At 65.3% G+C, this 24,230-nt stretch carries 29 protein-coding genes and 1 pseudogene; 16 read left to right on the plus strand and 14 right to left on the minus strand.

From position 1 onward, the window contains the following. Positions 1-64: 64 nt before the first annotated feature. Complete coding sequence (locus PV768_RS18420) at positions 65-955, minus strand: NAD-dependent epimerase/dehydratase family protein (RefSeq protein ID WP_421093792.1); 891 nt, start codon at positions 953-955, stop codon at positions 65-67. 57 nt (positions 956-1,012) lie between these two features. Next, entirely contained in the window at positions 1,013-1,606 is a 594-nt protein-coding gene (locus PV768_RS18425) for an adenylate kinase (RefSeq protein WP_157241013.1), read from the minus strand. 299 nt (positions 1,607-1,905) lie between these two features. Between PV768_RS18425 and PV768_RS18430 the strand changes: the two genes are divergently transcribed. Then, on the plus strand, positions 1,906-2,649 hold the full coding sequence (locus PV768_RS18430) for a GAF and ANTAR domain-containing protein (RefSeq protein WP_323058052.1): 744 nt from the start codon (positions 1,906-1,908) through the stop codon (positions 2,647-2,649). Between the two features lie 151 nt (positions 2,650-2,800). Here the strand turns inward: PV768_RS18430 and PV768_RS18435 are convergent, their stop codons facing one another. The 5 genes and pseudogenes from PV768_RS18435 to PV768_RS18455 form a co-directional block, all read right to left on the minus strand. Continuing rightward, a complete protein-coding gene (locus tag PV768_RS18435) occupies positions 2,801-3,637 on the minus strand; it encodes an alpha/beta fold hydrolase (protein ID WP_421093793.1) in 837 nt (278 codons plus the stop codon). A gap of 145 nt (positions 3,638-3,782) precedes the next feature. Then, the gene (locus tag PV768_RS18440) at positions 3,783-3,980 is read right to left on the minus strand and encodes a hypothetical protein (RefSeq protein WP_104999076.1); all 198 of its coding nucleotides are present in this window, start codon (positions 3,978-3,980) and stop codon (positions 3,783-3,785) included. A 151-nt stretch (positions 3,981-4,131) separates the two neighbouring features. Next, positions 4,132-5,328 (minus strand): fatty acid desaturase family protein, encoded by a 1,197-nt coding sequence (locus tag PV768_RS18445; RefSeq protein WP_157241009.1) that lies wholly within the window; start codon positions 5,326-5,328, stop codon positions 4,132-4,134. Positions 5,329-5,341: 13 nt separating this feature from the next. Further along, positions 5,342-6,439 (minus strand): ferredoxin reductase, encoded by a 1,098-nt coding sequence (locus PV768_RS18450; protein ID WP_157241007.1) that lies wholly within the window; start codon positions 6,437-6,439, stop codon positions 5,342-5,344. A gap of 236 nt (positions 6,440-6,675) precedes the next feature. Further along, positions 6,676-7,709, minus strand: a pseudogene (locus PV768_RS18455) (LLM class flavin-dependent oxidoreductase). Positions 7,710-7,819: 110 nt separating this feature from the next. Here PV768_RS18455 and PV768_RS18460 point away from each other — a divergent pair. Both PV768_RS18460 and PV768_RS18465 read left to right on the plus strand, forming a co-directional pair. After that, the gene (locus PV768_RS18460; RefSeq protein WP_321214433.1) at positions 7,820-8,224 is read left to right on the plus strand and encodes a YidH family protein; all 405 of its coding nucleotides are present in this window, start codon (positions 7,820-7,822) and stop codon (positions 8,222-8,224) included. Next, positions 8,208-8,564, plus strand: a complete 357-nt coding sequence (locus tag PV768_RS18465; RefSeq protein ID WP_157241003.1) for a DUF202 domain-containing protein — start codon at positions 8,208-8,210, stop codon at positions 8,562-8,564. Before PV768_RS18460 ends, PV768_RS18465 begins: the two co-directional genes overlap by 17 nt. An 18-nt stretch (positions 8,565-8,582) precedes the next feature. On the opposite strand, the gene PV768_RS18470 is transcribed toward PV768_RS18465, so the two are convergent. Next, positions 8,583-8,981: a hypothetical protein gene (locus PV768_RS18470; RefSeq protein ID WP_157241000.1), complete on the minus strand. Its 399-nt coding sequence runs from the start codon at positions 8,979-8,981 to the stop codon at positions 8,583-8,585. Between the two features lie 57 nt (positions 8,982-9,038). Between PV768_RS18470 and PV768_RS18475 the strand changes: the two genes are divergently transcribed. The 3 genes from PV768_RS18475 (at position 9,039) to PV768_RS18485 (ending at position 11,823) form a co-directional block, all read left to right on the plus strand. After that, positions 9,039-9,275: a DUF2630 family protein gene (locus tag PV768_RS18475; protein WP_421093794.1), complete on the plus strand. Its 237-nt coding sequence runs from the start codon at positions 9,039-9,041 to the stop codon at positions 9,273-9,275. A gap of 55 nt (positions 9,276-9,330) precedes the next feature. Beyond that, the gene (locus tag PV768_RS18480; RefSeq protein WP_421093795.1) at positions 9,331-10,125 is read left to right on the plus strand and encodes a carbon-nitrogen hydrolase family protein; all 795 of its coding nucleotides are present in this window, start codon (positions 9,331-9,333) and stop codon (positions 10,123-10,125) included. A gap of 345 nt (positions 10,126-10,470) precedes the next feature. Next, complete coding sequence (locus PV768_RS18485; RefSeq protein WP_421093796.1) at positions 10,471-11,823, plus strand: ammonium transporter; 1,353 nt, start codon at positions 10,471-10,473, stop codon at positions 11,821-11,823. Here PV768_RS18485 and PV768_RS18490 read toward each other — a convergent pair whose 3' ends face one another. Next, a complete protein-coding gene (locus tag PV768_RS18490) occupies positions 11,824-12,450 on the minus strand; it encodes a PadR family transcriptional regulator (protein WP_421093797.1) in 627 nt (208 codons plus the stop codon). A 177-nt stretch (positions 12,451-12,627) separates the two neighbouring features. Here PV768_RS18490 and PV768_RS18495 point away from each other — a divergent pair, with 177 nt between their 5' ends. After that, entirely contained in the window at positions 12,628-14,805 is a 2,178-nt protein-coding gene (locus PV768_RS18495) for a transglycosylase domain-containing protein (RefSeq protein WP_421093798.1), read from the plus strand. A gap of 109 nt (positions 14,806-14,914) precedes the next feature. On the opposite strand, the gene PV768_RS18500 is transcribed toward PV768_RS18495, so the two are convergent. From PV768_RS18500 to PV768_RS18510, 3 genes are all read right to left on the minus strand, one after another. Beyond that, complete coding sequence (locus PV768_RS18500; protein WP_421093806.1) at positions 14,915-15,508, minus strand: DUF1992 domain-containing protein; 594 nt, start codon at positions 15,506-15,508, stop codon at positions 14,915-14,917. A gap of 158 nt (positions 15,509-15,666) precedes the next feature. Further along, positions 15,667-16,167 (minus strand): SRPBCC family protein, encoded by a 501-nt coding sequence (locus tag PV768_RS18505; RefSeq protein WP_157240993.1) that lies wholly within the window; start codon positions 16,165-16,167, stop codon positions 15,667-15,669. A 12-nt stretch (positions 16,168-16,179) separates the two neighbouring features. Next, the gene (locus PV768_RS18510; RefSeq protein WP_321214439.1) at positions 16,180-16,512 is read right to left on the minus strand and encodes a metalloregulator ArsR/SmtB family transcription factor; all 333 of its coding nucleotides are present in this window, start codon (positions 16,510-16,512) and stop codon (positions 16,180-16,182) included. Between the two features lie 100 nt (positions 16,513-16,612). Here PV768_RS18510 and PV768_RS18515 point away from each other — a divergent pair, with 100 nt between their 5' ends. Further along, positions 16,613-17,341, plus strand: coding sequence for a hypothetical protein (locus PV768_RS18515; RefSeq protein WP_421093799.1), 729 nt, complete (start codon positions 16,613-16,615; stop codon positions 17,339-17,341). 30 nt (positions 17,342-17,371) lie between these two features. Here the strand turns inward: PV768_RS18515 and PV768_RS18520 are convergent, their stop codons facing one another. After that, the gene (locus PV768_RS18520; protein ID WP_321214441.1) at positions 17,372-18,106 is read right to left on the minus strand and encodes a GAF and ANTAR domain-containing protein; all 735 of its coding nucleotides are present in this window, start codon (positions 18,104-18,106) and stop codon (positions 17,372-17,374) included. 160 nt (positions 18,107-18,266) lie between these two features. On the opposite strand from PV768_RS18520, the gene PV768_RS18525 reads away from it, so the two are divergent. From PV768_RS18525 to PV768_RS18560, 8 genes are all read left to right on the plus strand, one after another. Beyond that, positions 18,267-18,986 carry a GAF and ANTAR domain-containing protein gene (locus PV768_RS18525; RefSeq protein WP_321214442.1) on the plus strand — a complete coding sequence of 240 codons (720 nt, stop codon included), beginning with the start codon at positions 18,267-18,269 and terminating at the stop codon, positions 18,984-18,986. A gap of 9 nt (positions 18,987-18,995) precedes the next feature. Further along, positions 18,996-19,343, plus strand: coding sequence for a hypothetical protein (locus PV768_RS18530; RefSeq protein WP_421093800.1), 348 nt, complete (start codon positions 18,996-18,998; stop codon positions 19,341-19,343). A gap of 169 nt (positions 19,344-19,512) precedes the next feature. Beyond that, a complete protein-coding gene (locus PV768_RS18535) occupies positions 19,513-20,238 on the plus strand; it encodes a GAF and ANTAR domain-containing protein (RefSeq protein ID WP_421093801.1) in 726 nt (241 codons plus the stop codon). A 2-nt stretch (positions 20,239-20,240) separates the two neighbouring features. Then, positions 20,241-20,495 carry a hypothetical protein gene (locus PV768_RS18540; protein ID WP_157240979.1) on the plus strand — a complete coding sequence of 85 codons (255 nt, stop codon included), beginning with the start codon at positions 20,241-20,243 and terminating at the stop codon, positions 20,493-20,495. Next, positions 20,492-21,262: a GAF and ANTAR domain-containing protein gene (locus PV768_RS18545; protein WP_421093802.1), complete on the plus strand. Its 771-nt coding sequence runs from the start codon at positions 20,492-20,494 to the stop codon at positions 21,260-21,262. Before PV768_RS18540 ends, PV768_RS18545 begins: the two co-directional genes overlap by 4 nt. A gap of 311 nt (positions 21,263-21,573) precedes the next feature. Beyond that, positions 21,574-21,771 (plus strand): hypothetical protein, encoded by a 198-nt coding sequence (locus tag PV768_RS18550; protein ID WP_157240975.1) that lies wholly within the window; start codon positions 21,574-21,576, stop codon positions 21,769-21,771. A 170-nt stretch (positions 21,772-21,941) separates the two neighbouring features. Next, positions 21,942-22,787 carry a type II CAAX prenyl endopeptidase Rce1 family protein gene (locus PV768_RS18555; RefSeq protein ID WP_421093803.1) on the plus strand — a complete coding sequence of 282 codons (846 nt, stop codon included), beginning with the start codon at positions 21,942-21,944 and terminating at the stop codon, positions 22,785-22,787. A 29-nt stretch (positions 22,788-22,816) separates the two neighbouring features. Next, positions 22,817-23,854 (plus strand): nitronate monooxygenase, encoded by a 1,038-nt coding sequence (locus PV768_RS18560; protein WP_421093804.1) that lies wholly within the window; start codon positions 22,817-22,819, stop codon positions 23,852-23,854. Between the two features lie 11 nt (positions 23,855-23,865). Here PV768_RS18560 and PV768_RS18565 read toward each other — a convergent pair whose 3' ends face one another. Continuing rightward, positions 23,866-24,045, minus strand: a complete 180-nt coding sequence (locus PV768_RS18565; protein ID WP_157240971.1) for a hypothetical protein — start codon at positions 24,043-24,045, stop codon at positions 23,866-23,868. Positions 24,046-24,230: the final 185 nt, after the last annotated feature.

The raw sequence follows: 24,230 nt of genomic DNA on the forward strand, positions 1-24,230 counted from the left end.
CGCCGCCACGTGGTCTTTGCGGGATCCTTCGGCAACCCTTGGCGATTCCTGAGCCCGGGCCGGTTCAGCCGGTTTTGGCACCGCCAACACTGGCACCGCCAACACTGGGGGAAACGTGCGTCCGCCACGTGTGTTCCGGCTCGAATCCCAGCAGCCGCCGCGCCTTGTCGATGGACAGCATGGTCTCGTGTTCGCCCAGGTCCTTGACCACCCTGACCCCCGGGAAAACTTCCGCGGCAAGGCTTGCACTTGAGCGGCTCATGACAGTGTCCGCGTTGGCGATGATGAAGGCCTCGAATCCCGGCTTCCCGTTCTCCAGTGCCCGGGCCACCGCCTGGGCACCGTCCCGGCCGTCGATGTATCCCCAGAGGTTCCATTTCCGGAGTGTCGCGTCCGAGTCGAAGGAAGGAAACCTCTCGTAGTCCGCCACGTCCATGACGTTGGAAAACCGCAGCCCCACAATGCTCAGCTCCGGATCCCAGCGGGTCAGCTCCACCGCCATCTGCTCCTCCAGGTGCTTCACCAGGGAGTAGGTGCTTTCAGGCCGGGCGGGGTATTCCTCATCCACCGGAATGTACGGCGGGTCGACGTCGAACGGCAGTCCCAGCACGGTCTCGCTGGAGGCGTACACCACCTTCTTGATGCCGGCCCTGCGTGCCGCCTGGAACACGTTGTAGGTGGAAAGCATGTTGTTCTCGAACGTGGCGACGTCAGGAATGATGCCCGGGGCAGGGATGGCGCCAAGGTGCACCACGGCGTCGAAACCTTCGTGCCTGTCATCCAGCCCCAGCAGGACATCCAGGACCTGGCCGTAGTTCCTCAGGTCCACCACCACCAAGCCGGGGCTGCGGCTGCCCTCACGGTCCAGGTTGAGGACCTGGTGGCCGTCCTCCGTGAGCCTGCGGACCACGTGCCGCCCGAGTTTTCCGCTACCGCCGGTTACCGCAATTCTCATCAGGTTTCCTTCATGTTTGTGGCTTTGCGCCAGGTTAGCCGCCAGGTCGGTCGGGGGTCAGTTGCCGCGGCGCGGCGTTCCAAGGAACTTCTCGACGGCGGCGATCGCCAGTCCGGTAATCTCACCGGGATCCCCGCTGCCGTTCACGGACACGAGGATTCCGCGACCGGCGTAGACCGAGACTACTTCATGCGTCTCGCGGTGATAGAGGTCCAGGCGGCGCCGGAACACCTCCACGGTGTCGTCCGTGCGCCCCTGGTCCGCCGCGCGCCGCCGCATCCGTTCTTCCAGCACGGCGTCCGGGGCGGACAATTCGATGACCGCGTCCAGGGCGTACCCCTGCGAGGCGAGCATGTTGTCCAGCTCCGTCACCTGGGGGGCTGTACGCGGATAGCCGTCCAGCAGGAACCCCGCCTGCAGGTCGCTCTCCAGGAGGCGGTCCTTGACCAGCGCGTTGGTGAGGTGGTCCGGGACAAAATCGCCGCCGTCGAGGTAGCTGGCAGCCTGGTTTCCCAGCTCCGTCTCCTGGCTGACGTTGCTTCGGAAGATTTCTCCGGTGGAGACTGCCGGGACGCCGAAGTGCCGTGCCAACTGTTCCGCCTGTGTGCCTTTGCCGGAACCCGGCGGGCCGATGATGAGCAGCCTGGTCATGTTCCTGTCCCACTTCCTGCCCCGTCGGGGCGTGCCGGCCGCCGCTTCGGGGCCCTGCCGCCGGGGCACCGGCGCCTGCTTCATTCTGCGGTAACTTCCCGGCAGGCGCCAGAGAACCCCGCCTTCACGCATGTCAAAGTGACGCCGCCCCCAGCCGGAGGATGTATATACTTCTGGATATCGGTTTAGCAGCAGGCCGTTGGAGAGTTCTTCGATCCAGCGACCTTCATAACCTGCCGGCATTGCGGCGGGATGCTCGAAGGCGCCGGGTTGTCCTGAGCGAATGGCACCAAAAAACCGTGGCCAGCGAGTCAACAGCAAAACCCGATACATCCATAACCGAGCACCTGCATGAACTGGTCCTCAGCAGCCCTGACGTTGAGGACTTCCTTAATGAACTGGCACAGGTGTCGGCACGCAACCTTTCCGAGCCCGGCGACGAAATCATGTGCGCCATCACCCTGCTGCGGCAGCGCAAGGCCGCAACGGTAGCCAGCAGCAGCCCGGAGGCGAAGGCCATCGCGCAGCTTGAGTACGAGTTCAGCGAGACGCCCAGCCTGGCAGCTTCCACCACCCGGGAGACCATCAGCGTTCCGGACGCGCAGCATGACGGCCGCTGGCCTGAATACTCTTCTGCCGTCCTGGCCCAGGGCGTCCGTTCCGTCCTTGCCCTGCCCTTCCGGCTGGAGGGCGAAACAAAGGCGGCGCTGCTGCTGTACTCGCCCCGGCCGCGCCGCTTTGAGTCACGCATCCTTGAGTTCGCCGAGGACTTCGTGGGCCAGACGTCCCTTGCCCTGCGGCTTGCGGTCCGCTTTGCCCATTACAGCGAGACCGCGGCGAACCTCCGCGCCACCCTGGAATCACGCACCGTCATCGACATGGCCGTGGGCATCATCATGGCCCAGAACCGGTGCAGCCAGCACGACGCCTTCGAGATCCTGAAGACGGCGTCGAGCACCCGCAATTCAAAGCTGCATGACGTGGCCGCCGTTGTGGTCAATTCGCTGGGGCAGGGGCCTGCACGGACCCATTACGACGGATAGCTTTCACAGGCGGCACGGCAACAGTCAGCGCCTGGCTCGGCGACGCTCCCTGGCCCGACGCTCTCTCACTTAACGCGGCTTTTCACCCAACGGTCTCGCACTTCTGGCGACGGCGGACTCCCGCCGTCGCCGGAAGTTTTCCGTGTGCGCCTTACTTGGCGAGGAAACGCAGCAGCGCTTCGTTGACTTCGGCGGCGTGTGTCCACAGAAGGCCGTGCGGGGCACCTTCAATCTCCACGTATTCAGCGCTGGGCAGGGCCTTGGCGAACAGCCGGCCGGTGGAGTCGATGGGCAGGATGTTGTCCGCCGTGCCGTGGAGGATGAGTGCCGGAACGTCGATCTTCGGGATGTCCGCGCGGAAATCGGTGAGCCAGGTGGGCTGGGCAGCGACAGATGCCGTTGCTCCGGCGCTGGCCGCAAGGTTCCAGCTGGCATTGACGGCTTCCTGGCTTAGTCGGGGCGTACCGAGGAACGTGTCACTGTTGTAGAAGTTCTTGAAGAAGTCGGTGAAGAAGGCGTACCGGTCAGCCGTGACGGATTCTTTCAGCCCGTCGAAGACCTCCTGTGGAACGCCGTCGGGGTTGTCCCCGGTCTTGAGCAGGAAGGGCTGAAGGGAACCAAGGAAGGCTGCCCGTGCCACCCGGGCGGAGCCGTAGGTGCCCAGGTAGCGGGCCACCTCGCCGGTGCCCATGGAGAAGCCCACCAGGACGGCGTCATTCAGGTCCAGGGTTGTCAGTACGGTGTTGAGGTCCGCCGCGAACGTGTCGTAGTCGTAGCCCTCGGTGGTCTTGCTCGATTTCCCAAAGCCGCGGCGGTCATAGGTGATGACACGGTACCCGGCGCCCAGCAGGGCAGCGGCCTGCTTCTCCCAGGAGGAGCCGTCCAGGGGGTAGCCGTGGATCAGCACGACGGGCTGGCCGGAGCCGTGGTCTTCGTAGTAAAGCTCGATGTCAGTGCTGTTTTCGGTTCCAACGGTGATGAGAGCCATCGCGGCGGGTCCTTTCGAGACTGTGGGATCGATGCGGAGCGGGCCGCAGTGCAATGCCCGCGCAATACCCACTCTAGGACGGTCCGCCATCCAGTACAGCCCAACCGTGAGGCCCGGCTGGTGCCAGGTCCGATTACGCTACCGCTTACTGGGAAGGTTGCGGAAGCTCGCAGTTGATCTGGGGGTTGGCTCCCATGTAGTTCAACGGGCCGGCGGCAATGGTGATGGCAATGGTGCCTGCCTCTGCGCAGTTTCCGGGCGCTCCCCCGAAGTAGCCCCGCTGCCAGGCAGCAACGCCGCCGATGATCAGCCAGATGACAATCAGTGCTCCGACAATCCGCATGAGTCCTCCATTGGCCACGGCGGCGGGTGTGGGTCAATTATGCGCCGTTGACCTCGAAAAATGCGAGAGCACGGGGAAACACAAATGCACCCCCGGTTCCAGGATGATCCGGAACCGGAGGTGCATGTCGATGCATTGCAAAGGTGTCGGGTCAGGCCTTGGCGGCCTTGCCGGGCAGGGCCAGCCTGAAGATCTTGCCCCAGGTTGAGCCAACCTGCTTCAGCAGCGGTCCGGTGGTGTAGTTCAGACCGTAGCGCTGGCAGATTTCACGGACCTTGGGCGCCACCTCGGCGTACCGGTTGGAAGGCAGGTCCGGGAAGAGGTGGTGCTCGATCTGGTGCGAGAGGTTACCGGTCATGATGTGCATGAACTTTGACCCGGAGATGTTGGCGGAGCCGATCATCTGGCGGATGTACCAGTCGCCGCGGGTTTCGCCTTCGGCCATTTCCTCCGTGAAGGTGTCAGTGCCTTCGGGGAAGTGGCCGCAGAAGATGACCGCGTGGGCCCAGACGTTGCGGACGGCATTGGCTGTCAGGGTTCCGTAGAGCGCCTGCTTGCCGGAGCCGGTCAGCATGGCCACCGCGGGGGTTGCGGCATAGTCCTTGGTGAACTGGGTGACAACCTTCTTGCCAAGGGCCTTGAGGTCCTTGAGCAGCGCTTCCTTGGACTTCTTGCCTTCCTGGTACTCGGTCAGCTCGAGGTCATAGATGGCGATGCCCCATTCGAAAAGGGGAGCCAGGATCGCGTTGTACAGCGGGTTGCCCAGGTTGAAGGGCTTCCACGGCTGGTTTTCATCCATCCGCAGGAGGTTGTATCCGACGTCGTTGTCCTTGCCCACCACGTTGGTCCAGCGGTGGTGGAGGTCGTTGTGGGTGTGCTGCCAGGAGCGCGACGGCGTGACGAAGTCCCATTCCCAGGTGGTGGAGTGGATGTCCGGGTCCCGCATCCAGTCCCACTGGCCGTGCAGGACGTTGTGCCCGATCTCCATGTTTTCCAGGATCTTGGCCAGGCTCAGCAGCGTGGTGCCGGTGACCCAGGCTGCCTTGTTCTTGCTGACCAGCAGCGCGGCACGGCCCGAAATCTCCAGGCCGCGCTGGATCTTGATCACGCGGCGGATGTAGGCGGCGTCCGATGCCCCGCGCTTGGCCAGGATCTCGTCGCGGATGGCGTCCAGTTCGCGCCCGAGTTCCGCCACTTGTTCATCACTCAGGTGGGCGGCGGCCGGCGGCCGCACCGTGGGGCTGCCGGATTCGGCCAGCTTCCCGGGGCGCGTCCTGCTTCCCGCCGCAGGTTTCTCCTGGTTGGAGGCATCTCCGGCGGTGGTTTTGCTGGGTGTAACTACAGACATACCGTTGTGCTCCTCAGATTTCGAGGTTGACGGGTCCGGCGGCTGCCGAGACACACGTTTGGATCAATTGGCCGGGCTCGCCATGGATTTCCCCGGTGCGGAGGTCGCGGACCTGTCCGGCCAGGAGGGGTGTGAGGCAGCTGTGGCAAATGCCCATCCGGCAACCGCTGGGCATCAGCACGCCGGCGTCCTCACCGACGTCCAGAATGGGGGTGTCGCCGTCGGCTTCCACTTCCCGATCAGACGCTTCAAAGGTGACCAGGCCGCCGTCGTGCCCCACGCCGGCATTGAACGTGGTGTTGAACCGTTCAATCATGAGGTTCCCGGGGTCACCGGCCACCGCGACGTCCGAGCCCGGAGCTGCGGTAGTCAGCGCCGCCCGCTTCCAGAGGGCTTCGGCGTCGTCCAGGAAGCTGTCCGGACCGCAGGCATACGCCGCGCGTTCCTTCCAGTCCGGGCAGATCTCGTCCAGCTGGTCGGTGTTGGTGAGGTCCATCCGGCCTTGTTCGCCGGTGTACCAGTGGGCCAGCCGGAAGTTGGGGAACTGGTCCGCGAGTTCGGCAAGTTCCTCGCGGAACAGGCTGTCCCCGGGCGTGCGGGCCGAATGGACCAGCACGACGTCGGCATCCGGACGCCGGGGAACAAGGGTGCGGATCATGGACATCACCGGAGTGATGCCGCTGCCCGCCGTGACCATCAGCAGGGGCCGGGGGTGCTCGGGAAGCACGAAGTCGCCCTGCGGCGGGGCAAGGAACAGGACGTCGCCCGGCCGGGTGGTGCGCACCAGCGTGCCGGAGACTGCGCCGACGTCCGTGACGGTGATAGCCGGGTCCTTGCCTGCCGGGGCGCTCAGGGAGTAGGACCGCCAGTGGCGGACGCCATCGAGTTCGACGCCGATGCGCGCCCACTGGCCTGCCAGGTGGGAGTGCCAACCGCGGCCGGGCCGGAAAAAGATCGTGGCGGACTGCGCGGTCTCCTGGACCACGCGCGTAACCACGCCGCGAAGCTGCCGGGCAGAATAGACGGGGTTGAACAGCGCGAGGATATCCTCCGGCGCCAAGGGCGTGGTGAGGACAGAGGCCGCCTGGGCCAGCTGACGTAGCCGGATCATAGGGTAAAGCCTAAAACGGCGCGGGCCATATTTCTCTCTCTTCGTTATATGACCGTTCCGCAGTCACGCTGTAATAATGAGGGCGCTAAGCCCCCAAAGCCGCACTATAAGTCTAACGGCTGCGGTGTGCAGAAGGTTCCCCAGTCTTCACTAAGCATACTTAGTTTACCCTCACCGCGCGTGGGCAGGCGGATATTTACGGGGAAGACGGCAAGGTTACGGCCGGCAGCTACGGGTCAGGGGCGTGCCGCCTGCCAGCCAAGTGCCGGTGCGATATACCGGGCGACGTTGCCCAAAAGCTTGGCGTTGAAGTCCACGCCCAGCTGGTTGGGGACAGTGAGCAGGAGGGTGTCCGCGGCCTGCACCGCGGTGTCGGCAGCCAACTGCTCCGCCAGGACGTCCGGTGCGCCTGCATAGCTTTTCCCGAACCTGGCAGTAAGCCCGTCGATGATTCCCACCTGGTCCCGGCTGTCGCGCAGGGCGCTGCCGGCAAAGTACATGTTGTCCTCGGCGTCCACGATGGGGAGGACACTGCGGCTCACCGAAACCCGCGGCCGGCGGGCATGGCCTGCTGCGGCCCAGGCATCCCTGAACAGCTGGATCTGCTCGGCCTGCAGTTCGTGGAAGGGAACACCGGTATCTTCAGTGAGCAGGGTGGAACTCATCAGGTTCATGCCGAGATCCGCGGCCCAGACCGCCGTCTTCCTGGTTCCGGCTCCCCACCAAATGCGCTCCGCGAGCCCCGGCGACTGGGGCTGGACGGGCAGCAGTCCCCTGGTTCCGCCTGCATACCGCGGGTCCGCTTCCGCCACACCGGCGCCGGTGATTGCCTTACGGAAGAGGGCGGTGTGCCGGCGGGCCATGTCGGCGTCGGTCTCCCCAGCTTCGGGCACGTGCCCGAAAGCTGCCGCACCCTGGCGGGCGGGCTCGGGTGAACCACGGCTGATGCCGAGCTGAAGCCTGCCGCCGCTGATCAGGTCTGTGGCTGCGGCCTCCTCGGCCATGTAGAGGGGGTTTCGTACCGCATGTCAATGACGCCGGTACCGATCTCGATCCTGCTGGTCCGGGCGGCTATCGCGGAAAGCAGCGGGAACGGCGAGGCCTGCTGCCGGGCGAAGTGGTGCACGCGGAAGAACGCCCCGTCCAGCCCAAGCTCTTCCGCGGCCACCGAAAGGTCAATGGCCTGGAGGAGGGCGTCGCCGGCGGTCCTGGTGCGGGAGCCCTGTCCGGGACCCCAGTGGCCGAAGGAAAGAAATCCGATGCGCTCCATACCTGCCCCAACTGCACGGACACCGCGGGCATTCCCGACGGTCCGGACTGCCCTGGGCCTATTCCGTGCTGCCGCCCAGTGAAGCCCGGCGGCGTGGCTAGACTGGCAGCGTGACCAACAGCGACCAGCCCGCCAGCGCTTCCGTCCCGCCGTCGCGCGGGAAAATCGCCGAGCGCCTGTTGCCGGGCGGAGAAGAACCTGACCCGCGGTTCACCCTCGCCAACGAACGCACCTTCCTTGCATGGATCCGCACGTCGCTCGCACTGCTGGCCGGAGGGATCGCCATCGAGGCATTCACCGCCGGCCTCTTCCTGGAACCGGTCCGCAAGGGTTTGGCGGTGCTGCTGCTCCTGCTGGGAATGCTGCTGAGTGCGGGATCAGCCGTGCGGTGGCTTCGGGTGGAGCGCAGCATGCGGAACAACGCGCCGCTTCCGTTGCCGCTCGTTGTCCCGCTGTTGGCCGGGGCAGGCGCGCTGGCGGCCGCCGTCGTCCTCATCTTTGTCCTCTGGCGCTGACCAGGTGGCGGCGTCCCGCACCGCCGGCGGCCATGGCGACCCGGGCCTGCAGCCGGAGCGGACCTCGCTCGCCTGGGGCCGGACCATGCTGGCCCTGGTGACGGTCAGCGCCATCTTCCTGCGCTGGCTCCCGCAGCACGGACTCCCCATCCTGATGCTGTTCGCCGTCTCATCCGCCGCAGCGCTGGCCATCTACCTGACCCAACGCCGCCGGTACCGTGTCCGGTCCCGGGGACTCTCCAGGGAAAGGCTCGACGCCGACATCACCGCGGTGCTTTGGACGGCTTTCGCAGGGGTCGCCTTGGGCTGCCTGGGCATTGGCGTTGTCCTTGCCGGCTGAAGCTGCGGCGCAGGACCCCTAGAACATCGGCAGGACAAAGCCGGCAAGCAAGGCCACAGCGCCGATGGCGGTGAGGCAGCGGCCCAGCACGGATGCTGTCCTCCCTGCTTCTTCCGGCGCCGTGGTCTGCCACTGGGTGGGGCGCTTGGGGTGATAGTAGATGGGGAGGGTGTCGCCCACCGCCAGGTCCCTGATGTCATGGGGCGACATGGGCGCGTGGTGCACCTGGTATTTGCGGTCGAACCACCGAAAGCCCACCCCTGTGGTGTCGGAATACACCACGGCCTCGGCTACTGCCCAGGGATGAACGAAGCGGCGGAGGAACCCGGTATAGAAGAGCAATCCGAGCCCTGCGGGCAGGCACAACCAGGTGAGCATCTCGAGGATTGGACCTGCCATATCAAGCACAGTGGGCATGATTCCGATGGTACAGGCGTACGCTGGGGGAAAACCGTTCCGGCCTAAGGGGTAGACATGAACGATGAAGATCTCCTCACGCGCATCCGGTCCCTTGTGGAAGAGGAGCACTCCCTCCGCGAGGCCTCCGGAGACGGCCAGATGCCGGACAAGGCGCGGCTGAAGCAGGTGGAAGAAAGCCTGGACCAATGCTGGGACCTGTTGCGCCAGCGCAGGGCCAAAGCCGGTTCCGGCGAGAACCCCGATGACGCCGAAGTCCGTCCGGTCAACGAAGTCGAGGGCTACAAGCAGTAGCTGCACGGCACCGTTGCACCCGTGCCGCTCCCCGCCGTGAAGAGATTGGAGTTCCATGCGCCTTGCAGTCGCGCAGATCATCAGCAGCGCTGACCCCGCAGCCAACCTGGAGCTGATCCGGGACTACGCTGCACAGGCCAAGGCCGCCGGCGCCGAGCTGGTGGTGTTCCCCGAGGCCGCCATGCGCGCCTTTGGCCATTCCCTCCGAGATGTCGCTGAACCGCTGGACGGCCCGTGGGCCGGGGAAGTCCGGGCCATTTCCAGGGAACTGGGCATAGCGATCGTGGCCGGGATGTTCACCCCCGGCAAGGACGGCCGGGTCCGCAACACCCTCCTGGTCACCGGCCCCGGGCTGGACACTTCATACGACAAGGTGCACCTCTTCGACGCCTTCGGTTTCGCCGAATCCAGGACAGTGGACGCGGGCCAGGCTCCGGTGACCTTTGAACTTAATGGCACGGTGTTCGGACTTGCCACCTGCTACGACGTCCGCTTTCCCGCCCTTTTCACCGCCAACGCCCGCCGGGGAGCACAGGTCAACATCGTGTGCGCGTCGTGGGGCGCCGGCGAGGGCAAGGCGGAGCAGTGGGACCTCCTGGTGCGGGCACGGGCCTTGGACAGCACCACCTTCGTGGTTGCCTGCGGCCAGGGCGATCCCGAAACCATGGGCGCCGGCCCTGCAGGCACAGCCCCCACGGGCATCGGCCACAGCGCCGTAATCACTCCCTTCGGCACCGCCGTGGCAACTCTGGGCGGAAAGCCGGAACTCGCCGTCGTCGATATCGACCCGTCCCTGGTGGACGATGTGCGCAGCAAGCTTCCGGTGTTGGCCAACGCCCGTCAGTTCTAAGCGGGACTTTTCAGCGCGCCGGTGCGGTGAGCTTCCGTTCACCGCGCCGTAATCTCCCCATGTCCAGCGTGCGACGGCGCTTCTCACCTTCAGCATCCGGCCCGCCCTTTTAGCGCGCGGCCTGCGGAGCAAAACGCGGCGGCCCCGTCCCCTTCCGGATGGCGGCTGTTTACACAGCCGAAACATTACGGACACGGGGACTTCACACACCGGCCGTTTCTGTAACGCGGACGCAACTTTGAGGCGCATTTCCCGAAACACAAAACGCGAAAGATGGACTGCGGGGGAAATGCGAGGGCCTGGAAGAGTGCCCCGCTTCGAGGCGCAACGCGAAGGGACCCGCAGGTGGAGATTTCTGCCCAACATGTCTGGCTGATGATTTCAGCCGCGATGGTACTGCTGATGACGCCCGGGCTTGGCCTTTTCTATGGCGGCATGACGCGGGCCAAGGCCGCGCTGAACATGATCATGATGAGCTTCATCTCCGCCGGGATCGTCGGGGTTGTCTGGGTCCTGTGGGGCTACTCCATGACAACGGGCGACGGCGTGCTGGGCCTCTTCGGCAACCCGTTCGCCAACTTCGGCCTGCAGAACCTCATGGGTTCCCCCGACCTGATCAAGGCCGGATACAGCGCCACCTTCGCCATCATCACTGTTGCCCTGATCAGTGGCGCCATTGCGGACCGCGCCAAGTTCGGCGCCTGGGCCCTGTTCGTCCCCGTATGGATCACAGTTGTGTACTGCCCGCTCGCCTACATGGTGTGGGGCGGCGGGCTGATGAGCTCCGGCGGCGCAGTCACCGCCGTGTTCGGCCAGGTCATCGACTTCGCCGGCGGCGCCGTGGTGGAGATCAGCTCCGGAACGGCCGCCTTGGTCCTGGCCCTGATCGTGGGACAGCGCCACGGGTTCGCGAAAGACCCCAACCACCGCCCGCACAACGTCCCCTTCATCATGCTGGGCGCCGCCATCCTGTGGTTTGGCTGGTTCGGCTTCAACGGCGGCGCCGCAACAACGGCGGAACAGGCCGGCCTCATCTGGGTGAACACGCTGGTTGCTCCCGCCGCGGCCATGCTGAGCTGGCTGGTGACGGAGAAGCTCCGCCACGGCCACCCCACCTCCCTCGGCGCGGCGTCCGGCGTGGTGGCCGGGCTTGTGGCCATCACGCCGTCCTGCGCCAACATCAGCCCGCTGGCTGCCGTGGGCCTGGGCCTGGTGGCGGGAGCTGCCTGCGCGGTCTTCGTGGACCTCAAGTACCGGTTCGGCCTGGATGACTCCCTGGACGTGGTGGGCGTCCACCTCGGCGCCGGGCTCATCGGAACCCTCGCGCTGGGCTTCATCGCCCTCCCGGCAGACGGCCTTGGCGGCGGCCTCTTCTACGGCGGCGGCGTCCAGCAGCTCATCGCGCAGACCGCGGCCGTCGTGATCACCCTGCTGCTTTCCGGCGTCGGAACCCTTGTCATTGGCCGTGCCATCAACAAGGCCATCGGCTTCCGGGTCAGCCACGAGGCGGAAACTGCGGGTGTGGACCTGGCCGAACATGCCGAGAGCGCCTATGCGTTCGGGGAGATAGGAGCGGGCTTCAATCCGCTGCCGCACACCGCATCCCCTTTCCCTGCCGCAGTGTCCGCCGCTGGCATGTCCGCCGACGCGGAGTCCGGCGCGGCTGCACAGCACCGCAAGGAAGACTCTTTCGCCTGATCAGTCAGCCAGGATCTTGTACAGCGCCCGGCGGGTCTCATCCATCTTTTCCATAGCGGCGGCGCGCTGTTCCTCGGTAACCCCGCTGCGGAACTGGTGAATGGCGCCCATCAGCTTCCCGATGCTCTGGTGGAAGTCCCGATCCGGACTGTCCTGCCCGGCGTTCCAGGCGTTTTCCATCTCCTCTGCATGCTCGGCAACGTAGGCCCGGCCCGCGTCCGTAAGGGTGAACTCCGTCCCGCGGCCCTCACTGAGCGCTGAGATCAAGTCCTCGTCAACGAGTTGCTGAAGGGTTGGATAAATGGACCCGGGGCTGGGCCGCCACGCTCCCCCCGTCTTTTCGGCGATCGTCTTGATCAATCCGTAACCGTTCGAGGGCGCTTCCGCCAGGAGCGAGAGGATGGCGGCACGGACATCGCCCCTGCTGGCCCTTCGCGGGCTTCGGCCCAGCCCCGGACCGAAGCCAGGGCCAAATCCCGGCCCGAATCCCGGGCCGAAGCCTGGTCCAAAGCCGGGGCCAAACCCGCCACCCCGGTGCCCGTGCGGCCCCCTCCGGCCCCGCCCGCGCTCAAACCGTCCCCTGCCGAATTCCGGCCCTGGAAACCTTCCTTCAGGAATGTCTTTCATGCCATCCTCCTCTTGCTTCCGTAGTCTTCGCTGGATTTATCAGCGATAGTTAACGATATGTCGCTATCTATCGACGGTCAAGGGTTCAAGTGTGACCAAATCCTGATCTCCGAGGTGTGGATCGCCCCCTCCCACCGGCGTAGTCTTTTGGCACCCCCTAGGCTTGAGGGCTGAAGAATGGCGACGAAGAGGAAGCGCGGGCGCGGTTTCAGCCTTGCCTTGGGAAGGTTCCTCGGGTTCCTGGCAACGAGTGCCCTGTGCGGAGTCCTGGCCGCCAGCCTGGTGGTTCCGGCCGTGGCGGCCGCTGGCCTCGGCGTCAGCAACTCCATTGGCTTTTTCGACAGCCTGCCGGAAGAACTGACAGTCCAGCCGCCGTCGCAATCCACCAAGGTCCTCACCTCCGACGGCCAGCCGATCGCCATCTTCTATGCGGAGAACCGCGTCAGGATCCCCCTGGACCAGATGTCGCCCTATATCAGGGGTGCCATCGTCGCAATTGAGGACAGCAGGTTCTACGAGCATGCCGGCATTGATCCCCAAGGGATCGTGCGGGCCTTGGTATCGAACCTGACCAAAGGCAGCCAGCAGGGCGCCTCCACCATCACGCAGCAATATGTCACCAACGTGATAAATGAGGCCCGCCTCTCGGAGGACAGGCCGGATGAAGTAATCCTGAGCGGGCAAAAGAACGTCGGCGACAAGCTGCGCGAGATGAAACTGGCCATTGCGCTGGAGAAGAAGTTCACCAAGGAGCAGATCCTCGAGGGATACCTGAACATTGTGTTCTTCAACAGCGACGCCTACGGCATCGAGGCAGCCTCGCACTACTTCTTCAGCACCACCGCCAAGGACCTCAGCCTTCCGCAGGCAGCCCTGCTGGCCGGACTGGTCAACAGCCCGACGTTCTACAACCCGGCGGTCAACCCTGACAAGTCGATTGTGCGCCGGAACCAGGTGCTCTCGGAGATGCTCCGCCAAGGCATGATCACCCAGGCCCAGCACGACGAAGCCGTGGCTACGCCCATTGAACTTAAAATCAGTCCGGAGCGGCAAGGTTGCGCCAACGCCTCGATGGCGCCCTATTTCTGCGACTACATCTCGCATCTCATCCTGAACAACCCTGCCTACGGGGCGAGCCTGATGGAACGGCAGAGGAAGCTGTACCGTGGGGGCCTCACCATCGTCACTACCCTGGACAGCAGGCTCCAGGCTGCCGCCCAGGCGCAGGTGGACGGTACGGCCGGGCCCAATCCGGACCGGTGGGGTGCGGCACTGGTGACGGTACAGCCCGGTACCGGCAAGATCCTGGCCATGGCCCAGAACACCGTGTTCCTTCCCGAACCGGGCAAGTTCGACACGCAACTGAACTTCAACGTGGACGCCAAGGATCCGCAGGGGAACGACCTGAACGGAGCCGGCGGTTTCCAGCCCGGGTCCACCATGAAGCCGTTCACCTTTGCCGAGTGGCTCAACGAGGGCAAGTCGCTGACAGCGGAAGTGGACGCGTCCCGGCGCGTGTATCCGCTGGGATTCCCTTGGAGGTCCAGTTGCGGAAAGGTGCTGGGCGCCTACAGCACCGCCCAGAATAACCCGGAGCTGGGCGCCGCTGATGACTTGCAGAACGCCGAGGAGGGCTTCTACCGGAAGATGCCCATCAACTACGGGCTCTACAACTCGATCAACACTGCCACGTTTGCGACAGCCGCACAGCTGGATTTCTGTGGCATCCAGAAGATGGTGGACGCTGTGGGCCTCCACAGCGGACTCGACGGGACCCCGATCAACATGCACCAGCTGGGCAACCTCCTGGGCGCGATCGGAGTTGCTCCCCTTCATCTGGCCAATGCCTTTGCCACTTTTGCCAACGACGGCCGCTATTGCACACCGATTGCGCTGGCGGACGTCAAGGACGCAACCGGCGGTAACCTGCCTGCCCAGACGGTCGAGTGCCGGGACGCAGTGAAGCCGGACGTGGCCCGCGGCGTCAACAGTGTGTTGCAGGACGTGCTTAAGAAGGGCTCGGGCGTCTGGATCAACCCCAAAACCCATGACAAGTTCCCTGTGGCGGCCAAGACGGGCACCTCGAACACCAACGGGTCCACGTGGATCGTCGGCTACACCACCGGTCTGGCCACCGCGTCCTTCTTCGGTGACGCACTTGAGGGGCAGAAGCGAGCCGGGCAGAACGTCACCATCAACGGAATCTTCTACCCCCGCCTTGACGGTTACATGATCGCCGGACCCCAATGGGCCTACTACATGCTTAACGTGGTGCCGCTCTATCCCGCCGGCCCGTTCCCGCCTCCTCCGCCATCGATGATTGGCCCGAGCCCCTCGCCGAGCCCGCGGCCGTAAGCACCGGGCCATTCGCGTGGGAATTACGACGACGGCGCCTCCCGCCGTCCGGAATGCGCCATGCTGTGCCCGGCAGCGGCGGCGCGGCGGACCGGGAAGAAGCAAGCCGCTAGCCGGTCCCCTTCCACAGCCGCTGCCACCACGAGTGCCGCGGTTCCGGTTCCGGCGGCGCCTCTACGGGACGGGCGGCACGGCGTTCGCGCCACCGCGCCACCGCTTCGTCCACGTCACGGGTCTTGGTGACCACCGGCGGGCCACCCTGGAGCTGGCGCCGGGCATCGATGACCCGCCGGTTGAAGTCCTGCAGGATGTCCCGTACCTGCTGCTCGGTGTACTGGGCATCCAGCCGGGCATCAAGCTCCGCATCCTCGGTACGGAGCAGGATCGCGGCGGGGCCGAGCCCGCTGAGGTTCTCCCGCTGGATGAGCCCTTTGACCCACCAGTCGGGATCGTACCGCTCCCCCAGCCCCGGAATCGGTTTGCCCGCGTATTTGAGGTTGTCGAATTTGCCCTGGGCCATGGCATCGCGGACCAGGTATTCCGCCCGGGCGGCGTCGCTCACTTTCTTGCGCTTCTCGCGTTCCTGCGCTTCGAGGGCGTCGAGCGCGGCTTCTTCCTCGGCGCTGATTCCGGCTCCGCGGTAGGACCGGACCTCAGCGGCGCGCTCCAGGCGCCTCCGGATATCCTTCGCACCGCCGCTCACCGCTGCCACCGCCTCGCCTGGGAATGCTGCTTCCTTCCAGTATTCAGAAGCTTTTCGCCCTGTTCAACGCCTGCCGGGCGCAGCCAGCCCGTGGACAGAGGAAAGCGTACGACGCCGGAACGTCCCGCCGTCGTACGCTCTCCCAGGTGCCGCGAGGCTTAGCCGGCGTTGGCATGCTCGGCCAGGATCGCGTCGATCTGGCCCAAAGCCTCCTTCATGCCCTCCTCCATGCCCATCTTGACCATCTCTTCCATCTGCTCTTCGGAATCGAAGATAGACATGATGGTCATGCGGGTGCGGCCGCCGATGTCCTCCAGGTCAACAGCGGCATGGGCACTGCCCATGGCATCCAAGGGCGCTCCGGTTTCGTCAGCGAAGCCGTCATCGAATTCGAGCTTCCGCGGCGGCTCGATGGTCCTGAATTTCCACCAGCCTCGGGGCTTCTCGCCTTCCGGGGTGGTCATGTAATACCCGGCCTTCCCGCCGGGCTGGAAGTCGAACCGGTCAAACGTGGCCGGATAGTTGGGCGGGCCCCACCAGCGCTCCAGCTGGCGCGGGTCTTCCCAGATCTGCCAGACGCGCTCGACGCCGGCGTCGAACTCCGCCACGAGCGTGAGGCTGAGGGCCTCGAGATTCTTGGTGGAACTGATAACAGGCATTGCGCAACCTTCCTATCCTTCAGCCAGAATGTCCGCGATCCGGTCGACGCGCTGCCGCCAGATCGCCTCGTACTCATCGAGCAGCCGCCGGGCTTTTTGCAGGCCTTCATGGTTACCCCGCACAATCTGCTCCCTTCCGCGCTTTTCCTTGGTGACCAGGGACGCGCGCTCCAGCACCGCCACATGCTTCTGGACGGCGGCGAAGCTCATGTCGTAGAGGGCAGCAAGGCCGGAGACGGAATACTCCCCGGCTGTTACGCGGCGGACAATGTCCCGCCGGGTGGCGTCCGCCAGCGCCTGGAACAGGCGATCGACGTCCGCATCACTGAGCTGATCTACAACCATTTGGTTGTACGATAACCCCGCGGGACCCCGGTGTCAATGGAGGCCGGGACCCCATTCACTTTGCACCGCAAAGCCCCTGCATCCGGGTATCTTGAAGGCCATGAGCATCCTCCTGGCGGGCGCCGGTCCCGACCCTGCAGCCTTCCCCGAGTTGTTCGACCGCTTCGTCCGTGACGTCCAGGAACACAGCGGCGGGGAAGGTCCCGTCCGGATTGCCCTGGCGCTACACCACCGCAGCGGGAACCCTGAGGAAGCCCTGCCGGAGTACGCGGAACCACTCCTCGCCCGCGCACCGGTTGAGCTGGTGCCGGCCCTGCTCAGTTCGGCGTATCCGGTGGATCCGGCCGTATTCGACGGCGTCCACGGCGTGGTGGTGGGCGGCGGGCTGACGCCGGCCTACTGGGATGGGCTCAGCGCCTCGGCGGCCGCCATCTCACGGGTGGTTGGCGCCGGTACGCCGTACCTCGGCTTTTCCGCGGGGGCCATGGTGGCGCCCCGCAGGGCACTGATAGGGGGTCATCTGATTCACGGCATCGAAGTGTGCGGCGGGGAATGCTCGGAGGGCCTGGCGGAAGTCGAGATCCGCGACGGACTGGGCCTGGCCCCGTTCGCCGTGGATGTGCATGCGGCCCAGGCGGGCACGCTCAGCCGGGCCGTGGGTGCCGTGGCCGGAGGCCTGGTGGACAGGGCCGTAGCGATCGATGAGGACACCGCCCTGGTCATGGCAGCACCGGAGAATGACGGCTTTGAGGTGCTGGGCAGCGGCAACTGCTGGGACGTCCGCAGGTCCGGTACAGGCTGCAGCATCTCCGTCCTGCATGCGGCCTGAGTAGCGGGACGGCAGGCTGCCGGGCAGCCCTTAAGCGTCGAAGTGGGTCTGGACGCTGTCGCCGCTCAGTTGTTCAATGAGTTCCGCTGCGACGTCCCGCAGCTTCCTGTTGCGGTTGCTGGAGACTTTCGTGAGGATGTCCATCGCTTCTGCCTGGGAACACCGGTTCTGGGCCATGATGACTCCGCAAGCCAGATTGATCGCGGTCCTGCTTTGCATGGCCGCTTCCAGGTTGTCCGCCCGGCTTTGCGCAGTATCGAGGCGGACCGAGAGGTGGAGCGTGTTGTGCGCCGCTGCAGCGAAGCCCAGGGCCTTTTCGTAGACATTGGCCGTGAACATGCCCGGCTTCGACGCAAAGAAATTCAAGGCAACGCTGGCCTCGTCGCTGATCTCCAGCGGCACGCCCAGGGAACTGCGGACGTTTGCTTCCGCCAGCTGTCGGGTCAGCTCCGGCCACCGGGAGTCCGTGGCAACATCGTCCACGATCACCGGGGACATCTCCCGCAGCGCTTTGATGCACGGACCGTCCCCCACGGCCTGCTCAACCTGGTCCAGTTCGACTGCGCGCTGGCTGCTGCCGGCCACGGTAGTGGGCTTTCGCCGCAGTTTGAGGGTGACTGCACATTCAACGTGGTCCCCCGCAACGTCAGAGACAGATGCTGCAGCCAGGCCGGCGAGTCCGGTGAGGAACTCAACAACGTTTTCTGCGCCCACCAGGATGCTCTGAAGCTCTTCTATCTGTTCTCTATCCGGTGAACTCGACATGGGCCCATCTTACTGTCCCGCCTGCTGTCGGGCAGCAGGCATTCCGCCTCCGGAAACCCCAGGCTGGGCGGACCACAGCTGAAGGTGGGGCTCGCCCGGCCACGGGAAATGCCTGATACCGGAAGGGAAGACCTCCGGGGCTTGGCTCTATGCTGAGAGTATGGCGCAGCGACTTCCCCTTGACGAGCTCAGCACTGTCGTTGCTCGGATTCAAGGGCTGCTGCTGACGGAGGAAAAGGCCACTACGGCTGTCCGGCTCCTGGCCCAGGCCGCCAAGGAGTCGGTTGCCGGCACCATAGGGGCCGGCGTCTCGCTCATGGACGCCCGCGGGCGCCGCACCAGCAGCGGCTATACGGACGGGATTGTGAGCCAGGCGGATGCCATCCAGTACGAGTGCGGGGAAGGACCCTGCCTGACCGCGTGGGCGGCAGAGGAACCCGTGCTGGTCAGGGACCTGGAAGGTGAGTCCCGATGGCCCGAGTGGCGGAAAGCCGTCAGGGGGCTGCCCATAGCGTCAGTGGTCAGCGCTCCCCTGATCGCCGGCCGTGAATCCCTCGGCGCATTGAAGTTGTACGCCGCCGCCCCCGGCGTCTATGACGCATCCAGCGCGGCCCTGCTCCAGCTCTTCGCGGCCCCCGCGGCCACGTTGCTTGCCCACATCCAGGCCAGCGAGGCCCCGCACCGAATGACCGAGGGCCTGCAGGCATCCCTCTACACGCGGGACCTGGTGAACCGCGCCTGCGGAGTGCTGATGGAGCGATCCGGCCTGACCAATGAAGCTGCCCTGCAGCAGCTGATGAAATTGGCCCGCAGCGAGAACACAGCATTGCAGCACGTCAGCGAACGCGTCCTCGCCGGGACGCTGCCTCCCGGAGCCTAGGACCTGCAAATGGGCTTTGATCCCAACGAACCGGAACAGCGGCGCCGGCTCCGGGCAGCCATGAAGGCAGCGGATATCCCGGTGTCAGAGCTGTGGCTGAAATACTTCAGCCTGTCGGGAGACGCAGGGGAATATGAAGTGGAAGCCTATCTTCAGGGGCTCCTTTCCCTGCCCCCGGTCCAGCGCGACCTGTTGGCGCTGGCGGCAAACGAACTGATTGACGATCTCCCGCGGCCACGGGCGCCCTACTCTGACGACTTCGACAGCGGCCCCGCTTCCGGCGTTCCCGATTCGGCAGGCGAGGAACAGCCAGGCACCGAAGACAGCACCAGCCGGCAACCGGACCGGGACGAGTAGCCCCATCGGCCGCCGCGTATCAATAGCTCCCGCAGGGGCGTAATGTCAGTAGTAGGAGATCTTCGGGATAGAAACGCTCCGGAGGTTGAATACTCGGGCCAGCCAGCGTAGAGAGCAGCGGCCGCCAGCCAGAGGACGGGCTTCTGGTGCACCCAGGGATCGAGGCCTAATGGCCAAGGAAAGCACGCTCACCGCTTCAGACCAGATGCAGGACCTACTGCTCGAAAGTCCGGGTTTCCCTGAATTCCTCCTGGGACTGGCCACCCTTTCCGCATCCATGGCGGGTGCCGACGGTCAAGTCACGTGCACCATCACAGTTGAGCGCGACGGCGGATTGTCAACAGTCGCCAGCAGCAGCGAAGAGGGCCGGCGGCTGGACGAAACCCAGTATTCGTTCGGCGAGGGCCCCTGCCTCACCGCAGCCCGGCTCCAGCGCCTCGTGTGGGTTCCGGACCTGGCGGGCGACGAGCGCTGGAGCGCCTATGCCGAGGCGGCAGCCCAGGAGGGCGTCCGGTCCGTCCTTGCTGTCCCCATTTCCACAGACGCGTCATCACGGGCGAGCCTTAACTGCTATGCAGGGACGACCAGTGCATTCAATGAGGGCACCGTGGTCCTCCTGGAGCAGCATGCAGCATCCATGTCCAGGGTCCTCCGCATCGCGCTGCGTCTTCATGGGGCGGACGTCCACCCTGAGCACCTCAGGGCGGCCCTCAAATCCAGGGCAACTGTGGACGCGGCCGTGTCCCTCATCATGCTCCAGCACAGGGGCGGGCGGGACGGCGCCCTGGAGATCCTCCGCCTGGCGGCGAAATCCAGCAACCGCAAAATCCACGTGATCGCCCAGAACATCGTGCGAGGAGCCGAGCTCCCTGCACTCCCCAATGACCGAGTGTAGGGATGTATCCCTTCGGGGCCGACGGGCCCGAACTGCCGGATCGGGCAGCCCAGGAACGCAAGGGGGCTGCCCGGCGCTACCGGACCACAGACCTGCCCTTGGAAAAGCTCTGGATTTACTATTACGGCATCGGCGGCGACCTCGATGAAGTGTCGCTTGACGCCTACCTCCACGACGCCCTGGACATACCGGCCGCGCAAGTACACCTGATTGACACAGCAATGATGGAGATGATGGACGAGGAGGAGCCGCCATGACAAACCCGGAACACTTCACCGGCAGCTCCGGCACGGGAAGCCACGAAACCCCCGGTATGGACACGAGGCTGCAGGAACTGGTCCTGGACAGCCAGGACATCGCCGGCTTCCTCACCGACCTTGCCGTGGTTGCCGCTGACCGGCTGTCCACGCCAGGCAGCACGGTCCACGCCGGCGTCACCGTGATCCGCCACAAAAGGCCCAAGGCCGTGGCAAGCAGTGACGCCGAAGCGCGGGCCCTGGACGAACTGCAGAACGGATTCGGTGAAGGCCCGTGCCTTACTGCCCTGCGCACGAAAAGTCCGCTGCTGGTCCCCGACCTGGCCGGCGAGCACCGCTGGGCGCCGTACATGAAAGTGGCCCAGGCGCAAGGCGTTGCCTCCATCCTTGCCGTGCCGCTGGATTTGGCCGGCGATGCAGAGGCCGTCCTGAACCTCTACTCCAACCGCAGCCACGGTTTTTCGGCTGAAGACATCTCCACCGTGGAATCCTTCGCCCGCCAGGCAGCCGGATCACTGAGGCTGGTCCTTCGCATCACACAGCTCAGCGAGGCGAAAGCCGACCTCTCCACCGCCCTGCAGTCGCGCACCATCATCGACATGGCCGTCGGAGCCGTCATGGCCGAGAACCGGTGCAGCCGGGAAACGGCGTTCGAAATCCTCACCAAGGCCTCCAGCACGCGCAACATCAAGCTCCGCGAGGTGGCGGCGGCGGTCATCGCCTCCATCTCCGGCGAGAAGGAAATCAAGACCTACTTCGACGCCTAACACCCCGGCGCGGGCAGCGGCCTGCGCCGGCGGACGTGATGAGATTCACTCGCAACAATGTTGAGGGCAATGCTGCCGGCTGGGCACTATGGAAGATGTCGGCCGGGCCTGCACCCAAAGAAGACCGCAGCCCGCCGGCGGCCGGTGTGCTTGGTCACATCGGCCCGGATTCGGTTGCCAACCCTTTCGGCAGCCGCCACTATTGAAGTACGGGAATGCGCTTTCCCACCTGCAGTCCGTCCTCATAGACGAGGACACGGCCCGGGCAATGAAGCTCCAGGCCGCCAACCGCAAGAAATGGAAGTTGAATAATGACGTTCGATGCCAATGACTCCGTGACCCTCAAAATCTGGGACCGGTCCACGCTCCACCACACCCTTGACTCCGCGGTCAGCGACCTTTCCGCGCGGCACAACACCACCACCTGCCGCGTCGCCGTCACCTGCAGCGGCCCCAACACCTTCACCCTGAGCCTGCGCGGCGAGGGCAAGGCGCTGGCCTCCGCCTAGGCGGCCACACCAAGACGCAAGCGGACGACGCCGGGACCTCCCGCCGTCGTCCGCTTGCGTTAACCGCCCGCCCGGCGAGGGGTTGACGCTGGCCTTTCCCTGCTCTGGTGGGCGGCAAGTAGACTGTGTGGCATCCAGGCCGGAGCGCCGCCCGAGCAACAAAGGTAACCATGAGGCAGCAACCACAAGCGCAAGCCGACACCGCCGTGGCGGGCACTGGACAGCCGGCCGCGGCATCACTTTCCTTGCTCCCGGCGGCCCTTGTGTCGGCGTCGGGCTTCCTGCTCTTCGCGTGGCAGGACCGCCTTTCAGGATTCCTGCTTTTGGCGGCCGCGCTGGCCGTGGCCGGCTTCATCAGCCGCCGCCTCCTGGTTGACCTTGCCCTGATCGGAGTTGGACTGACGGCCATGAGCCTGGTCCCCATCACCACGGACATCAGCACCGAGCACATGGCGGTGATGGGAACGGCCATGGTCCTGGCCGTCGGCATCCCCTATTCTGTCTCGAGGTTCGTCACCAGGGACCACGCCATCCGGTTCCCGATCAGGACCGGAACGCCGTGGACGCGCGCCGAAAAATGGTACCTGCCGGCTGTCCTGGTGATCGGCTATGCCCTGATGCCCGTGTACATGATCCGCACCGGCGTCTACAACAACTGGCCCGCAGTGAGCGACCCGGACGGCATTATCCGGCTCTTCCTAGGGACGAACGTGCTGGGCATCTGGGACGAGCTGTTCTTCATCTGCACCGCGTTCACCCTGCTGCGCCGGCACCTCCCGGACTGGCAGGCAAACCTGCTGCAGGCGGTGCTGTTCACGTCCTTCCTCTGGGAACTGGGCTTCCACGCCTGGGCACCCTTCTTCATCTTCCCGTTTGCCCTGCTGCAGGCCCGGCTGTTCACGGTCACCAAGTCGCTGTCCTACATTGTGAGCGTCCACCTGCTGTTCGACTTTGTCCTGTTCCTGGTGCTGATCCACGCGCACAACCGCGAGTGGATCAGCATTTTCCTGTACTGAACTCCCCAGCCAGAAAGCGGCCTGACATCTTGGATTCCTCCATCCCCAGCACACCCCGTTTCAGTGTCGCTTCCCTGCTGTTGCCCGTGGTCCAGGCGCCGATGGCAGGCGGGCCGTCCACCCCGGAACTGGCCGCGGCGGTAAGTACGGCAGGAGGACTTGGCTTCCTTGCGGCAGGCTACAAAACCGCCGCAGCCGTGAAGGCGGAGATCGGGACCACCCGTCAGCTGACCGACGGGCCCTTCGGCGTCAACGTGTTCGTCCCGCAGCCCTCGATGATCAGTCCCCAGGCACTGGACCGGTACGCACTGTCCCTGGCGCCGGAGGCGGAACGCCTGGGCGCCGCCCCCGGCGATCCGCGTCACGACGACGACGATTGGGACGCCAAGTTGGACGTCCTGCTGGAGGAGGCGCCCGCCGTCGTCTCCTTCACTTTCGATCTTCCGGACCCAGCCGTGGTCGCCGCCCTGCAGGAGCGGGGCGTCTGCGTCATCGGCACAGTGACCTCACGGCCTGAGGCACTCCGGGCAGTTGATGCAGGCATTGATGCACTCTGCGTCCAAGGGCCCGAAGCCGGCGGACACCGCGGCACCTTTGACACCGCCAGACGGCCTGAGGATGAATCCCTGCACGGCCTGCTTGAGGAGTTGGCGGATCTCCAGGTGCCACTGATAGCGGCCGGCGGAATCGCCACGGGAGACGACGCCCGGGCCGCACTCGCCCGCGGAGCTGTGGCGGTCCAGGCCGGAACAGCCTTCCTCCGCGCCGACGAGGCCGGCACCAAGGCAACCCACCGGACGGCCCTGGCCTCCGGGCGCTTCACCACCACCTCGGTCACCCGCTCCTTCTCGGGACGGAACGCCCGCGGGCTGTATAACGAATTCATGCGCCGGCATGACGGCGAGGCCCCTTACGGATATCCGGAGATCCACCACCTCACCGCTCCCCTGCGCGCCGCGGCCGCTGCTGCCGGGGATCCGGATTCCATGAGCCTATGGGCGGGAACGGGTTTTAGGCACACGATCGAAGGCCCCGCGGCAAGAATCCTCGCAGTCCTGCGGCCCTGACCGGAGCGGGCCTATTCCTCGCCCGTGTCCTGCGCTTCCAGGTATCTGTCCATGGCTTCGCACGCCCTTTTCCAGCGGGCGTTCAGGGCGTGCCTGCTCAACGGTTCGGACATGCCGTTGAGCACTTTCTCGATGGCATCGGATGCGGCGTCCCGGGCCCGGTCCTGCGCCGCCGGGGTGTAGTAGTTCATGCCGGTTATTCGTTGCGTCCCCGGCAGGGGATTGCAGGAGAAGGCTCCCGCACGCACGACGGCGGCCGGCCCCTTTCCGGGACCGGCCGCCGTCGAATGCGTTGTGCTGTTAGACGATATGAAGTGACAGCGGGTTCTGCCTGTCCGGGCCGGCCATTGTCGCCGGGCGGTCCCATCAGCGCCGG

The organism is Pseudarthrobacter sp. CC4 (assembly GCF_048957775.1).
In the GTDB taxonomy this organism is placed as follows: Bacteria; Actinomycetota; Actinomycetes; order Actinomycetales; family Micrococcaceae; genus Arthrobacter.

Excerpts from the sequence above, each read along its gene's own strand:
- PV768_RS18420 (WP_421093792.1), bottom strand. The coding sequence starts at position 955 with ATGAGAATTGCGGTAACCGGCGGTAGCGGAAAACTCGGGCGGCACGTG.
- PV768_RS18425 (WP_157241013.1), bottom strand. The coding sequence starts at position 1,606 with ATGACCAGGCTGCTCATCATCGGCCCGCCGGGTTCCGGCAAAGGCACA.
- PV768_RS18435 (WP_421093793.1), bottom strand. The coding sequence starts at position 3,637 with ATGGCTCTCATCACCGTTGGAACCGAAAACAGCACTGACATCGAGCTT.
- PV768_RS18440 (WP_104999076.1), bottom strand. The coding sequence starts at position 3,980 with ATGCGGATTGTCGGAGCACTGATTGTCATCTGGCTGATCATCGGCGGC.
- PV768_RS18445 (WP_157241009.1), bottom strand. The coding sequence starts at position 5,328 with ATGTCTGTAGTTACACCCAGCAAAACCACCGCCGGAGATGCCTCCAAC.
- PV768_RS18450 (WP_157241007.1), bottom strand. The coding sequence starts at position 6,439 with ATGATCCGGCTACGTCAGCTGGCCCAGGCGGCCTCTGTCCTCACCACG.
- PV768_RS18470 (WP_157241000.1), bottom strand. The coding sequence starts at position 8,981 with ATGCCCACTGTGCTTGATATGGCAGGTCCAATCCTCGAGATGCTCACC.
- PV768_RS18475 (WP_421093794.1), top strand. The coding sequence starts at position 9,039 with ATGAACGATGAAGATCTCCTCACGCGCATCCGGTCCCTTGTGGAAGAG.
- PV768_RS18480 (WP_421093795.1), top strand. The coding sequence starts at position 9,331 with ATGCGCCTTGCAGTCGCGCAGATCATCAGCAGCGCTGACCCCGCAGCC.
- PV768_RS18490 (WP_421093797.1), bottom strand. The coding sequence starts at position 12,450 with ATGAAAGACATTCCTGAAGGAAGGTTTCCAGGGCCGGAATTCGGCAGG.
- PV768_RS18495 (WP_421093798.1), top strand. The coding sequence starts at position 12,628 with ATGGCGACGAAGAGGAAGCGCGGGCGCGGTTTCAGCCTTGCCTTGGGA.
- PV768_RS18505 (WP_157240993.1), bottom strand. The coding sequence starts at position 16,167 with ATGCCTGTTATCAGTTCCACCAAGAATCTCGAGGCCCTCAGCCTCACG.
- PV768_RS18510 (WP_321214439.1), bottom strand. The coding sequence starts at position 16,512 with ATGGTTGTAGATCAGCTCAGTGATGCGGACGTCGATCGCCTGTTCCAG.
- PV768_RS18515 (WP_421093799.1), top strand. The coding sequence starts at position 16,613 with ATGAGCATCCTCCTGGCGGGCGCCGGTCCCGACCCTGCAGCCTTCCCC.
- PV768_RS18520 (WP_321214441.1), bottom strand. The coding sequence starts at position 18,106 with ATGTCGAGTTCACCGGATAGAGAACAGATAGAAGAGCTTCAGAGCATC.
- PV768_RS18525 (WP_321214442.1), top strand. The coding sequence starts at position 18,267 with ATGGCGCAGCGACTTCCCCTTGACGAGCTCAGCACTGTCGTTGCTCGG.
- PV768_RS18530 (WP_421093800.1), top strand. The coding sequence starts at position 18,996 with ATGGGCTTTGATCCCAACGAACCGGAACAGCGGCGCCGGCTCCGGGCA.
- PV768_RS18535 (WP_421093801.1), top strand. The coding sequence starts at position 19,513 with ATGGCCAAGGAAAGCACGCTCACCGCTTCAGACCAGATGCAGGACCTA.
- PV768_RS18540 (WP_157240979.1), top strand. The coding sequence starts at position 20,241 with ATGTATCCCTTCGGGGCCGACGGGCCCGAACTGCCGGATCGGGCAGCC.
- PV768_RS18545 (WP_421093802.1), top strand. The coding sequence starts at position 20,492 with ATGACAAACCCGGAACACTTCACCGGCAGCTCCGGCACGGGAAGCCAC.
- PV768_RS18550 (WP_157240975.1), top strand. The coding sequence starts at position 21,574 with ATGACGTTCGATGCCAATGACTCCGTGACCCTCAAAATCTGGGACCGG.
- PV768_RS18555 (WP_421093803.1), top strand. The coding sequence starts at position 21,942 with ATGAGGCAGCAACCACAAGCGCAAGCCGACACCGCCGTGGCGGGCACT.
- PV768_RS18565 (WP_157240971.1), bottom strand. The coding sequence starts at position 24,045 with ATGAACTACTACACCCCGGCGGCGCAGGACCGGGCCCGGGACGCCGCA.